Here is a 12,825-nt window from a genome sequence, read left to right on the forward strand (position 1 = left end):
GCATAGCTAATCCCAATAAAAAAAATAAAGTTGGCTATATACAATCCCCAAACCACATGGTCACGCATCCCGGTTACACCGTGTCCATGTACGATTTGTTGAACTAAAGAAAAAAGATTATATTATTGTTCCGGTTATGGGACTTAGAGTTAAAAACTTATCAGAGAAGGATAAGGAAATCTACAATGTAAAAACTGGGGTTAAGATTACCGGAGTACCTGAAACCTATAGAGGATATGGATTAAATGGGAAAGTTATTTTAGAAATTGATAATGAAAAAGTAGATGATATTTATGAAGCAAAAAACTTATTTAGCGCAATCTCAAGATATGACAAAACAGTAATAACCCTAATAGATAAAAATGGGGAGAAAGAACGTATAGTTTTTCAATAAATTCGTTACTTTTTAGACTTTTAAAGCGTTCCGTTTTGGAGCGCTTTTTTTATTTATCTTTTCCTTATGCGGTGCCAATGGAATTCAATAATTTTGCCCTAAATTAAAATAACTTGACATAGATGAGCCCTATCAAATCTTATGAAAAAGAACTGGCTTTTCAAGCCGACAGAAGAAAAGCCACCACGGAATTCATTAAAATAATTAGTGACCTATGGTACGATAAAGCCATTGAAGTGGTCCTTTTTAAAAACCAGGTGATTGATAAAAATGTAAGTGATATTATAAACCTTCATGAATACGCAGGTGAATTTGTTCAGAAACCAATTTCCATATTTGATTCTGTTGAATTATTACACGCTATTAATGACATAAAATTACCGCCGTCAAAAATAGATATTGGAAAGCTAACCTATGAGTATCACTCTGATAACAATGAATATCACGATGCTAAGACATTTATTCTTTACAAATTAAGAGATGCTAAAAATTCTAGAGAAATTAGGCCAAGGGACGTGGTGTTGTATGGCTTTGGCAGAATAGGAAGGCTAATAGCACGCGAGCTGATGGCTAAAACAGGTAAAGGTAATCAGCTAAGGCTCAGAGCTATAGTAACCAGAGGAGAATTAACTGAGGAAATTCTGGAGAAAAGAGCCACTTTGTTGAAAACAGATTCGGTTCATGGTCAATTCACCGGAACGGTAGATTTTGACATAGCTAATAAGGCATTAATTATAAATGGTACTACGGTGCATATTATTAATTCGGATAAACCTGAAGAAATAGATTACACAAAATTTGGAATTAATGATGCGTTGATTATTGATAATTCGGGTGCCTTCAGGGATAAAAAGGCATTGAAAAGGCATTTGAAAGCATCAGGGGTTGGCAAAGTTATTCTGACTGCCCCAAGTAAAGACATTCCAAATATTGTGCATGGTGTTAATCAATATGATTTTGATCCGGATGCAAATGACATTTATTCGGCTGCTTCCTGCACAACTAATGCAATCACGCCAATATTAAAAGTTGTTGAAGATTCATTGGGTATAAAAAAAGGTCATTTGGAAACCATTCACGCTTATACGAACGATCAAAATTTAGTTGATAATTTACACGGAAAATACAGAAGAGGAAGAGCGGCTGCATTAAACATGGTAATAACAGAAACCGGTGCTGGAAATGCGGTAACAAAAGCCCTGCCATCACTGAAAGGTAAACTTACTTCAAATGCAATTAGAGTCCCTGTTCCCAATGGTTCTCTGGCCATACTCAATTTAGAACTTAATAGTAAAACATCTCGGGAAGCCTTAAATACTATAATAAAAAAGTATGCTTTGGAAGGTGATTTAGTAGAACAAATTAAATATTCACTAAGCAATGAATTGGTGTCAACAGATATTGTAGGCATCGCAGCACCATCTATTTATGACAGTAACGCTACCATTGTATCGGCCAATGGTAAGAATATTGTATTATATGTTTGGTATGATAATGAGTTTGGATACGCACATCAGGTAATCAGATTGGCAAAATATATTGCTAAGGTCAGAAGGTTTACTTATTACTAGGTAATCTTCAGTTATGGATATGAATCTCCAGTCTTCTTATATAAAAGGTATGATTGGGCGAATTTTTTTTATTAATTAATATTAATAGAGTACTTTAGTTCCTTCCTTGAATCATATATTAATACTTAGAATATTTTAAATGAAAGGTTTTAGCAAAATTTATATATTACTCGCCTTCCTGACATGCAACCTACATTTTGCACAACAAGACACCCAGCAGGAAGAATTGTCATTAGATGGTGGTACCATAGAAAGTCAATTTCAATATTTATACAAAAAATCGGGTAACTATACTGCTGAAGGAAAAAGATATGAGGTAGTGCGCATTATAAACCTTGATAAGCTTAAGAAGAATGTCCTGGATTCCCTAAATGCTGCGAATAAAAAAGCCACTGATCTAAAAAATACTATAAGTGGACAAGAAGCCTCTATCAGTTCACTTAATAGCAAGCTAAAAGAGACAACGGATAACCTTACTGCCGTTACCGAGGAGAAGGATAGTATGTCTTTGTTAGGCGCTCAGGTTTCCAAAGGAACCTATAATTTCATTTTGTGGACGGTAATAATTGGTTTACTCTTGTTATTCCTAATGTTTGTCTTTAAGTTTAGAAGAAGTAATATATTAACCCAGCAGGCGAAATCTAATTTAGCTGAACTGGAAACAGAATACGAGGATCACAGGCGCAAGGCCTTGGAAAGAGAACAAAAGATAAGCAGGCAACTCCAGGACGAAATAAATAAATACAAAAAATCTAACTAAAAAAAGCTCCTTAAAGGAGCTTTTTTTAGTTTTATACATCATGATCCATATAGTCCAGGCAAAAGAAGAACATATTCCCATTTTAATTCCACTTTTAGATAAATACAGAGTTTTCTATGGCCAGATATCTGATGAACAGGCGGCTGAAAGATTTTTAGAAAGCAGAATGAAAAATAAGGATTCTGTTATCTTTTTAGCCATTTATAAAGGTTCACCAGCGGGTTTTACCCAATTATATCCTTCTTTTTCCTCCGTAAGCCTTAAACCCATATTTATTTTAAATGATTTATATGTGTATCATGAATTTCGGAATAAAGGTATAGGTGAAGTATTATTGAACCATGCCCAAGAATATTGCAAATTGCTGGAATATAAGGGATTGGCTCTGGAAACAGCAATAAACAATCCTGCACAAAAATTATATGAGCGACTGGGTTGGAATAAAAACAACACTTCTATTCACTATTTTTGGGAAGCTAAGTAGGTCCTGACAAATGAAATAAGATTAAGGTTTATGCGAATTGATATTATTACTGTTTTACCGGAATTATTAAAAAGCCCCTTCGAGGCTTCTATATTGAAGCGTGCAATAGATAAGAAACTGGTTGAAATACACCTGCATAACTTAAGGGACTATACAGATAAAAGCTATAATCAAGTAGATGATTATCAATTCGGTGGTGGAGCAGGGATGGTCTTAATGATAGAACCTATTGATAAATGCATCAGTTCTCTTCAAAAAGAGCGTAAATATGACGAGATTATTTATATGACGCCTGATGGTGAGACCTTAAATCAAAAGACTTCAAATAGTCTATCCTTATTAAAAAACATTATTATTCTCTGTGGTCATTACAAAGGAGTAGATCAAAGAGTCAGAGACAGCTTGATTACCAGAGAAATATCTATTGGCGACTACGTTCTATCAGGAGGTGAACTCGGAGCTGCTGTACTCTGTGATTCTGTTATTCGTTTACTTCCAGGAGTTCTAAATGATGAAACTTCTGCCCTAACTGATACTTTTCAGGATAATTTACTAGCACCACCTGTATACACAAGACCAAGGGAATATAAAGGCCTTGCAGTTCCTGATATTTTATTAGGTGGCAACTTTCCCGAAATAGAAAAATGGCGGGAAGAACAAGCCATGAAAAGGACTTTAAAGCGCAGACCTGATTTATTGGAAGAGTAAAAACTAATAATCTTACTTAAAAATTGCGAAAAATATCTTGTAAGTACTAATTTAAAGACTATTTTTGCAAACGATTTGAAATCAACCTCTGACGAAATACGTGAATGTTGTTTTTAATTTATTTAAAATAAAGATCAATGGAATCCTTAATATCATTTGTTGAGAACGAATTTGTTCCAAAAAAAGAATTTCCACAATTCGCTCCAGGTGACACTATTACTGTTTACTACGAAATAAAGGAAGGTGAAAAAACACGTACCCAGTTTTTTAAAGGTGTAGTTATACAAAGAAGAGGAACAGGTGCGACAGAAACATTTACAATTCGCAAAATGTCTGGTACTATAGGTGTAGAAAGAATATTTCCCGTAAATATGCCGGCTTTGCAGAAAATTGAAATTAACAAGAAAGGTAAAGTACGAAGAGCTCGTATCTTTTACTTCAGAGGTCTTACAGGTAAGAAAGCTAGAATTAAAGAAATTCGATCTTAAGAATTACCCCAGAGTAAAAAAAACCCTGATAACCAATTATCAGGGTTTTTTTATTTAACAATAATTTATAAATGTGTTTTTAAACCATTTTCTTTTCAAAAGCCAAAATAGTTTTAAAAATAATAGAAACGCAATCTAAAAGTTGATCTTCGGTCATAACCAATGGGGGCGCAAAACGAATAATATTCCCGTGGGTAGGTTTTGCAAGTAAGCCGTTTTCCTTTAATGCTATACATATATCCCAGGCAGTAGAGCTGTCTTCATCATCATTTATCACAATTGCATTTAAAAGCCCTTTACCTCTAACCAGTCTAACAAGATTACTTTTTTCTATTAATTTTCTCATTTCGGACCGAAATAATTTCCCCAGATTATAAGCTTTTTCCGCTAAATCTTCGTTTTTGACGACTTCAAGGGCGGCAATGGCCACTGCACAGGCCAAAGGGTTTCCGCCGAAAGTAGAACCATGGTTGCCGGGTCTGATGACATCCATAATATTATTATTGGCAAGGACAGCCGAAACCGGGAAAACACCTCCGGATAAAGCTTTGCCCAAAATCAAAATATCGGGTTTTACATCCGGGGTTCCGCTGCATAATTTATCGGTACAGGAACAATTACCACAAGAAGCCAATAATCTGCCGGTTCTGGCGACCCCGGTCTGCACTTCATCTGCAATGAATAAAACATTCTTTTGCTTGCATAGACTATGTGCTTCCTTTAGGTAGTCGTTCTCCGGAACATAAACACCGGCTTCTCCCTGAATTGGTTCAACCATAAATGCAGCAACATTCTTATCCTGCAAAGCCTCACTCAGTGCATTAATATCATTATATCTGATTGAGAAAATTCCCGGAGTAAACGGGCCAAAATTCTCTGTTGCTATTGGATCGTTGGAGGCAGAAATAATAGAAATCGTACGACCGTGAAAATTATTTTGACAAACAATTATTTTAGCCTGATTCACATGTATCCCTTTTTTCTCATATCCCCATTTCCGGGCAAGTTTCATTGCCGTTTCTACGGCCTCTGCTCCCGTATTCATTGGTAGTACACGATCAAATCCAAAGTATTCTGTAATGTATTTTTCGTATTTCCCAAGCATATCATTATAAAAAGCCCTGGACGTAAGTGTTAATTTTTCAGATTGTTCTTTTAAGGCAGAAATTATATGTGGATGACAATGACCCTGATTTACAGCTGAATATGCGGACAAAAAATCATAGTACTTTTTACCCTCTACATCCCAGACATAAACACCTTCTCCCCTGCTTAAAACAACTGGTAATGGATGATAATTTTGCGCTCCGTATTTTTCTTCCAATGCTATAGCATCCTGGGAAGATATCTTCTCTAAAACTGACATTTTCCTTACAATTTTGATAAAACTTTAGCTATTCCTTCTTTGGGAGAGAAATCATCCTATGCAGAGTAGCTAAATTACAAATTTTGACACAATTTAGAAAATAAGCTTGTATTCCTTCTTTTGTTCATTTTTCGGTCCTGCTAAGAGTTGCAATTTGCAATTCTAATCGTTTTAGTTCACGTAGAATATCATTCTTATCCATTTGCATCCAAACAAATAACTTAAGCATGCTCATTGCTATCATACTTAAAAAACCTGCAGATGCCCATTTTATAAGTTCATTGGTGTTGTCTGTACTAAAAAACTGGACTAGACAATAAATGAATGCCATAAACATAAGCAAATGCACTACATTCATAATTGCTGCTAACCATCCCAATTTTCCCTTGTAGACTTCTCCTATTTTCCCAATCAGATTCTGTTCTTCCAGGTCATCGTAAAAAGCGGCTTCCTCCTTTGATAATGTCTCTTTAATTAGTTCATCAATCTTTTCTGTCTTCTTATCCATCATTTCTGTTTTTTAAAATTGTTTTTAATTTTTCACGAGCATGGTATAATCTCGATTTTATGGTTCCTTCCGATTTTTCTAATATCTCACTTATCTCCCGAAGGGAATATTCTTCCAGATAAAATAACCTAAGAACAACTTGTTGATCCTGAGGCAATTTCTTAATAGCCGTATAGACTTTTACCAGATCAGCTTCTTTGTTTTCAAAAGCGCTATCGCTCATGGGCCGGTTATAGTATTCCCTTAATTTTTCTCTGTCCCTATTATTCTTATTTAAATAGTCAATGGATTTTCTGGTGACAATCCGCATAGCCCAACTGCCAAAATTATTAGGGTTTTTCAAGGAGGGTAATTTCTTTAGAATTGTCCTCCAGCTGTCCTGAACAATATCTTTGGCAATATCTTTATCATAAGTGAGCCAATAGGCGTGACTGCACATTTTTGAATTATAACGATTCACTAATAAGGAAAATGCCTTCTTATTTCCTGATCGATATTGTAAAACCAATAATCCTTCGAATATTTTTCTAGCGTTTCCCATATCTATTACTACAATAGAGACCGATTAATTTAGAAAAGGTTCAAATATTTTCGCCCTTTTATTTAATTCCTATTAAAGATAAGATTAAAGATTCGCTGTAAATGGTATTTTTGCGACATGAGAAAAAGAAGGATTCGCCAGGTTTTTGAGAATATAGCGGTCACAGATGCGGGCGCCAAAGGAAAAACTATTGGTAAAGCGCCAGATGGCAGAATCATTTTCATCTCCAACGCGGTACCCGGGGATGTTGTAGATGTACAAACTACAAAAAAAAGAAAGGCCTATTTTGAAGGTATAGCCACCACTTTTCACACCTTATCTGACAAGCGTACCACACCTGTGTGCGAACATTTTGGTATTTGTGGAGGATGTAAATGGCAACATATGGACTATCCACACCAGTTGTATTACAAACAAAAAGAAGTTGAAAACAATTTAAGGCGAATTGGCCATCTGGAAATACCCGACATATTACCAATTATTGGGTCTGATCAAAAGTATTTTTACCGTAATAAAATGGAATTCTCATTTTCGGACAGCAGGTGGCTTACCCAAGAGGAGATTAATTCCAAAAGTGAAATAACAGACAAAAATGCCATTGGATTTCATATCCCTGGAATGTGGGATAAGATCCTGGATATTAAAAAATGTCATTTACAAGCCGATCCTTCAAATGAAATTCGCCTGGAAATAAAAAATTATGCTCAGACAAATGGACTAAGTTTTTTTAATCCCAGAAATCAACAAGGGCTTTTGAGAACGCTGATGATAAGAACATCATCTACCAAAGAAATCATGGTATTAATCCAATTTTATGATGATAACGAGGATAAAAGAATTGGACTTTTAAATCACCTGAAGAATACATTTCCACAAATTGATTCATTGTTATACGTTATTAACCGCAAAGGAAACGACACCATTTATGATCAGGAAGTACATTGTCATTACGGCAAAGATTTTATCTATGAACAAATGGAGAATCTTAAATTTAAGATAACTTCTAAGTCGTTTTACCAAACCAATTCTAAACAAGCCTATGAACTTTATAAAGTGGTGAGAAAATTAGCAGGTTTGAATAAAACGGAATTGGTCTATGACCTTTATACCGGAATAGGCACTATAGCGCAATTCATTGCCGCCGAAGCTAAAAAAGTAGTAGGAATTGAAGCAATTCCGGAAGCCATTTCAGCGGCCGAAACAAATGCTCAGGAGAATAACATTGACAATGTGGACTTTTACTCAGGTGATATGAAAAACATTCTGAACGATGAGTTCGTAGCCATTAATGGAAAACCAGACATTATAATAACCGACCCGCCCAGAGATGGAATGCACAAAGATGTGGTGAGGCAAATTCTCGAAATTGCACCAGAAAAAATTGTTTATGTTAGTTGTAATAGTGCTACGCAAGCACGTGATCTGGAACTGATGAAAGAAGAATATCAAATAGAAATAATACAACCGGTAGATATGTTTCCACAAACACATCACGTGGAAAATGTTGTACTTTTGAAGAAACGGATCCGTTAAAAAATGAAGTCAGATATGCTTAAAAACTTTGCTAAATAAGTATGGGAAAAATTAGGATTCTATTTGTGGTTATATTGGTTTTTATTTCCTTTACAGGCTGCGAAAAAGACGATATCTGTGTGGATGGTGATACACCACTAATGATCATAAGATTTTATGATAATGATAATCCAAGTGAATTAAAAGCTGTCCCGAATTTAAGAATTGTTGGTTTAGGGCAATCCTCCACGGTCGATACCTTTGCTGACAGAACTTCTTCGGATTCTGTTGCACTTCCATTAAGAATAAATGAAGTCAATACCGGTTTTATTTTTATTTCTGATTCAGCTGATGAAGATGACTTGGAAACAGGTAACATTGACACACTTAGTTTCGAATATAGCACACAGGAAATTTTTATATCGCGGGCCTGCGGTTATATTGCCAATTATGATGACTTAAGTGAATTGCTTAATTCTGACAGTGAAAACTGGATCCAAAACATAGAAATAGTTTCCCCATTAATAAAACAGCAAGACAGCGCCCATGTTAAGATATTTCATTAGTTGTTTCCTTCTTTTTAGCTTCTTAATAAGTAGTGCGCAAACCGATTCTCTGGATTTAAGTGCCAGAGATTCAACAAGTTTTGGTGACCGATATGGGTTGCGCATTGGTGTTGATTTAAGTAGACCAATAAGGGCTCTCTTAGATAGCGATTATTCCGGACTGGAATTTGTAGCAGACTATCGCATTACCAAAAAGATTTACATAGCAGCTGAGTTTGGTAATGAGGAAAAAACGAGTGTTGAAGCTCTTGAAAATGTTGATGACCTTAATAGAGTTGAGATTTATAACTACACCACCTCCGGAAGTTACATAAAACTCGGTATTGATTATAACACCTATGAGAATTGGTATGGGATGACTAATGCCATAATTTTTGGCGCAAGATATGCCGGCAGTACTTTTAGCCAGACATTAAATAATTATACGATCTACGATAGCAATAGGTATTGGAATCCTAATAATTTTGCTACTGGTGCAGATTCCCCTCAAGAATTCACAGGATTAAACGCTACCTGGTTAGAATTTGTATTAGGAATAAAAGTTGAACTCTTTGCAAATTTATACCTTGGAGCAAGTGTTAGGCTGGCTTATTTATTCACGAATACGGAAGCGGATACTTTCCCAAATCTATGGATCCCTGGCTTCAATAAGGTGAATGATAACAGTAAATTTGGAGTGGGTTATAATTATTCTCTTTCTTACTTCATTCCCTTATATAGAAAAAAAGCAAAGAAAAAGAAGAACGAAAGCCCTGTGGAAGAATAGTTTAGAGATTCCTAGCAGTTTGGTAGCTAAATATCCCAAATGGCAGTGAATGCTTATTTTAGCTGATTTTTATATTTAGCTTTTTTACTCCCCTTGTACATTATATATTTTACAAGTCGAGATTCCAAATGACTATTAAATACTTTGATTTTTCGTGATGGTCGCAGCCCCACAAATTTTAAAGCTTCAAGGTTAGACGTTATAAACCAGGCATCTGTTCCAGGATAATTTCGCTTTAGAGTATCTCCAATATTCCCGTAAAATTCTTCCATTTCAATATTTAATCGCTCTCCATAAGGTGGATTAAATACAATATGTAGGTGGTTTTCAACTAATTTTTCTGTTTCAAAAAAGTTTTTCCTTTCAACATTAATGTATTGCGATAGATTTGCATTCTCTACATTATCTATAGCTTTTTGCACTGCAGAAGGGGCCTTATCATAACCAGTTATTTTAAAGTGAAACTCCCTGGTTTTATTCAGGCTGCTTTCTACTATTTTCTCGTAAAGATCACTGTCAAAATCGTGCCATTTTTCAAATGCAAACTCCTTACGATTTATATTTGCGGGGATATTGCATGCTATCATTCCCGCTTCAATTAAAAATGTCCCGCTCCCGCACATTGGATCTAAAAAATGAGACTGCCCGTCCCATCCACTTAAAAGAAGGAGTCCTGCTGCTAAAACCTCGTTTATAGGAGCAATATTGGTTGCTGTTCTATAGCCACGCTGATGCAAGGAACGACCAGAAGTATCAAGGGATACATTGCACCGGTTCATTTGAATATGGATGTTTATTCGCAAATCGGGAAACTTAACATCTACATTTGGTCGCTTACCAACTGTATTACGAAATTTATCTGCAATGGCATCTTTTGTTTTTTGAGAGACATATAATGAATGTGTGAAATTTTCCGAATTAACCGTTGCATCTATTGCAAATGTTGTTTCGGGGTTTAAGTATCTGGACCAATCCATTGAATATATCTTCTCATAAAGATCTATTTCATCTTTTACATAAAATGAATGAATAGGTTTTAATATTTTTATTGCGGTGCGCAGGCATAAATTAGCTTTGTACATAAAACCTGTATCACCCTCAAAAGATACCATCCTTACACCTTCGACAACATTTACAGCTCCGAGGTTCCGCAATTCCTTTGCAAGAATTTCCTCAAAACCAAACATGGTCTTGGCAACCATTTTAAAATTATTACCCATAGTACAGTAAAAGAATGCCACAAAAATACACTAATTTTATCCACATTGATTTTTAGCATCCCTAATACCATATTAAATTAGCATGACTTATGTTTTACTAATCATTGCTGTTCTTTTGAGTTTTGGTTTTGTAATCCTAACAAAACCCAAAAGGAAAGAAGGCCTTCGTTTATTACTGGCATTCAGCGGATCATTTTTATTAGCTCTTACACTCTTTGAACTTCTGCCTGCAGTCTATGCACAGACTGATCCAAAAATCATTGGTATCTTCATAATGCTGGGGATTCTCCTGCAAATTTTTCTGGAATTCTTTTCAAAAGGTGCAGAGCATGGTCATGTTCATCTTAATAGTGAAGAAAGAAATTTTCCATGGCTGGTTTTTATCAGTCTTTGTGTTCATTCATTCTTAGAAGGCATTCCTATTAACCAGAACAATGATATAATTTATGGCATTTTAGTACACAAGATACCTATAGCCATTATATTAAGTATCTTTCTTGTAGGGTCAAAAATTAATATTTTTTATGGGACAATGTTTATGGTATTCTTTTCTATAATGACACCACTAGGAAGTTTTGCCGCCTCAAGGTTCGATTTTATTTCTAACTACAGTGCTCCTATTACGGCCTTGGTCATAGGTGTATTTCTCCATATTTCTACAGTTATCCTTTTTGAAAGCTCTGAAGGGCATACATTCAACATTAGAAAGTTAACAGCGATTGTACTTGGGACAGTAATAGCATATTTTCTTTAGATCACGGCCAGGACAATATAAAACCAATGACTTATTGCGCCACCTAATACCAGGAAATGCCAAATGAGGTGGTTGTGCGGCATACGCTTAAATGCATAGAAAAATATACCTGAAGTATAAAAAAATCCTCCTAAGAGCAGTAAAAAGAGGCCTAATTTAGAAGTATTTGATAGTAAGCTTTGAATATCAAAAACCTGTAAAAAACAGTTTTAGTATTGTACCTCCAAGGGCTATTCCCCAAACTGTGTAGAAGATTAACCATCCATTTCCTTCCTCCAAAGTTATTAGCGCTACAGGCGTATAGGTTCCGGCTATCAAATAATAAATACATATGTGATCCAATACTCTGAGCTTCATCTTCACTGATTGGGTAGATACATAATGGTAAAGAGTTGAAGCCAAAAACAGAAGAACTATTGATATACTATAAATAACTAAGGAAATAGTTGAGTATTCCGTTTTGTGGGTATCAAATTTTAAAAGCAAATAGAATCCAATTATACCCAGGAAAACCCCAACCGCATGGGAAATGGCATTTAGCTTTTCTTCTTTATGATAATCTAAATCCACTATTTATAGCGTTTACCGCGCTTTATAACCATATCAACATCCTGCAATAAACTTATGTATCTCAAAACGTCGCCATTTACAGCAATGATGTCTGCATATTTGCCCGGTGTTATAGTCCCAACTTCATCTGCGACTCCCATCCATAAGGCTGGCCAGTAAGTTGCAGATCTTATCGCATACATTGGGTCTATTCCAAATTCATTTACCCAAACATCCAGCTCATTCCAGGTAGATTGACTATGAAATTTAGTTGGTATGCCACTATCAGTGCCTATTAGCAGGACAACACCTGCATCCAGTAACTGGTTAATTTTAGTTTTTAATGTAGGTTTTCTTGAAGGTGTCAGCTGAAAATACGGTAGTCTATCCGGATGGGCAATACTTCGCTTAATATCAGCAACAATACTATCTGGTAGTCCAAGATGCCAGGAGTCATTATCCAATTTTTCAGGGTTATCCCTGACGTACTCATAATTATAAAGCCCCTCAACTGTCGGGCACCAAAAAAGGGGTCCCATATTCATTTGAGCAGTTCTTTCTTTAATCATTTGCATTACATCATCCGGATATTGGGGTGCGGAGGACAAACCGGTATGTTCAAAACAATCCACATTCAC

General features: G+C 35.5%; 17 protein-coding genes. 10 read left to right on the forward strand and 7 right to left on the reverse strand.

Annotated features, from left to right (window positions below):
• Positions 1-136 precede the first annotated feature (136 nt).
• From Q0X89_RS04960 to rplS, 6 genes are all read left to right on the forward strand, one after another.
• Positions 137-394, forward strand: coding sequence for a hypothetical protein (locus tag Q0X89_RS04960; RefSeq protein ID WP_297691734.1), 258 nt, complete (start codon positions 137-139; stop codon positions 392-394).
• A 122-nt stretch (positions 395-516) separates the two neighbouring features.
• A complete protein-coding gene (locus Q0X89_RS04965) occupies positions 517-1,965 on the forward strand; it encodes a glyceraldehyde-3-phosphate dehydrogenase (protein WP_297691736.1) in 1,449 nt (482 codons plus the stop codon).
• Between the two features lie 139 nt (positions 1,966-2,104).
• Positions 2,105-2,725, forward strand: a complete 621-nt coding sequence (locus Q0X89_RS04970) for a tRNA (guanine-N1)-methyltransferase (RefSeq protein WP_297691738.1) — start codon at positions 2,105-2,107, stop codon at positions 2,723-2,725.
• Positions 2,726-2,765: 40 nt separating this feature from the next.
• On the forward strand, positions 2,766-3,209 hold the full coding sequence (locus Q0X89_RS04975) for a GNAT family N-acetyltransferase (protein ID WP_297691740.1): 444 nt from the start codon (positions 2,766-2,768) through the stop codon (positions 3,207-3,209).
• 30 nt (positions 3,210-3,239) lie between these two features.
• The gene (gene trmD / locus Q0X89_RS04980) at positions 3,240-3,917 is read left to right on the forward strand and encodes a tRNA (guanosine(37)-N1)-methyltransferase TrmD (RefSeq protein ID WP_297691742.1); all 678 of its coding nucleotides are present in this window, start codon (positions 3,240-3,242) and stop codon (positions 3,915-3,917) included.
• Positions 3,918-4,054: 137 nt separating this feature from the next.
• Positions 4,055-4,405: a 50S ribosomal protein L19 gene (gene rplS / locus Q0X89_RS04985; RefSeq protein WP_297691744.1), complete on the forward strand. Its 351-nt coding sequence runs from the start codon at positions 4,055-4,057 to the stop codon at positions 4,403-4,405.
• 79 nt (positions 4,406-4,484) lie between these two features.
• Here the strand turns inward: rplS and rocD are convergent, their stop codons facing one another.
• From rocD to Q0X89_RS05000, 3 genes are all read right to left on the reverse strand, one after another.
• Positions 4,485-5,771, reverse strand: coding sequence for an ornithine--oxo-acid transaminase (rocD, locus tag Q0X89_RS04990; RefSeq protein WP_297691746.1), 1,287 nt, complete (start codon positions 5,769-5,771; stop codon positions 4,485-4,487).
• A 124-nt stretch (positions 5,772-5,895) separates the two neighbouring features.
• Positions 5,896-6,282, reverse strand: coding sequence for a DUF6768 family protein (locus tag Q0X89_RS04995; protein ID WP_367176987.1), 387 nt, complete (start codon positions 6,280-6,282; stop codon positions 5,896-5,898).
• Positions 6,272-6,820 carry an RNA polymerase sigma factor gene (locus Q0X89_RS05000; RefSeq protein WP_297691748.1) on the reverse strand — a complete coding sequence of 183 codons (549 nt, stop codon included), beginning with the start codon at positions 6,818-6,820 and terminating at the stop codon, positions 6,272-6,274. The genes Q0X89_RS04995 and Q0X89_RS05000 overlap by 11 nt, the downstream gene beginning before the upstream one ends.
• 117 nt (positions 6,821-6,937) lie before the next feature.
• On the opposite strand from Q0X89_RS05000, the gene rlmD reads away from it, so the two are divergent.
• From rlmD to Q0X89_RS05015, 3 genes are read left to right on the forward strand one after another with little or no spacing between them, the layout of a single operon-like run.
• On the forward strand, positions 6,938-8,353 hold the full coding sequence (gene rlmD, locus Q0X89_RS05005) for a 23S rRNA (uracil(1939)-C(5))-methyltransferase RlmD (RefSeq protein WP_297691751.1): 1,416 nt from the start codon (positions 6,938-6,940) through the stop codon (positions 8,351-8,353).
• Between the two features lie 41 nt (positions 8,354-8,394).
• Positions 8,395-8,898, forward strand: a complete 504-nt coding sequence (locus tag Q0X89_RS05010; RefSeq protein WP_297691753.1) for a DUF6452 family protein — start codon at positions 8,395-8,397, stop codon at positions 8,896-8,898.
• Complete coding sequence (locus Q0X89_RS05015) at positions 8,879-9,664, forward strand: DUF6048 family protein (RefSeq protein ID WP_297691755.1); 786 nt, start codon at positions 8,879-8,881, stop codon at positions 9,662-9,664. The genes Q0X89_RS05010 and Q0X89_RS05015 overlap by 20 nt, the downstream gene beginning before the upstream one ends.
• Before the next feature lie 53 nt (positions 9,665-9,717).
• Here Q0X89_RS05015 and Q0X89_RS05020 read toward each other — a convergent pair whose 3' ends face one another.
• Positions 9,718-10,884, reverse strand: coding sequence for a THUMP domain-containing protein (locus Q0X89_RS05020; protein WP_297691757.1), 1,167 nt, complete (start codon positions 10,882-10,884; stop codon positions 9,718-9,720).
• Between the two features lie 82 nt (positions 10,885-10,966).
• On the opposite strand from Q0X89_RS05020, the gene Q0X89_RS05025 reads away from it, so the two are divergent.
• Positions 10,967-11,638: a ZIP family metal transporter gene (locus Q0X89_RS05025; protein WP_297691759.1), complete on the forward strand. Its 672-nt coding sequence runs from the start codon at positions 10,967-10,969 to the stop codon at positions 11,636-11,638.
• On the opposite strand, the gene Q0X89_RS18025 is transcribed toward Q0X89_RS05025, so the two are convergent.
• From Q0X89_RS18025 to Q0X89_RS05035, 3 genes are all read right to left on the reverse strand, one after another.
• Positions 11,635-11,823, reverse strand: a complete 189-nt coding sequence (locus tag Q0X89_RS18025) for a hemolysin III family protein (protein WP_367176992.1) — start codon at positions 11,821-11,823, stop codon at positions 11,635-11,637. The genes Q0X89_RS05025 and Q0X89_RS18025 overlap by 4 nt on opposite strands.
• Position 11,824: 1 nt before the next feature.
• Positions 11,825-12,208 (reverse strand): hemolysin III family protein, encoded by a 384-nt coding sequence (locus Q0X89_RS05030; RefSeq protein ID WP_367176990.1) that lies wholly within the window; start codon positions 12,206-12,208, stop codon positions 11,825-11,827.
• Positions 12,208-12,825, reverse strand: a 618-nt coding sequence (locus Q0X89_RS05035; RefSeq protein ID WP_297691761.1) for an amidohydrolase family protein, incomplete at its 5' end; no start/stop codon positions are given. The genes Q0X89_RS05030 and Q0X89_RS05035, both read right to left, overlap by 1 nt.

Source organism: uncultured Eudoraea sp., from assembly GCF_947258525.1.
GTDB lineage: Bacteria > Bacteroidota > Bacteroidia > Flavobacteriales > Flavobacteriaceae > Eudoraea.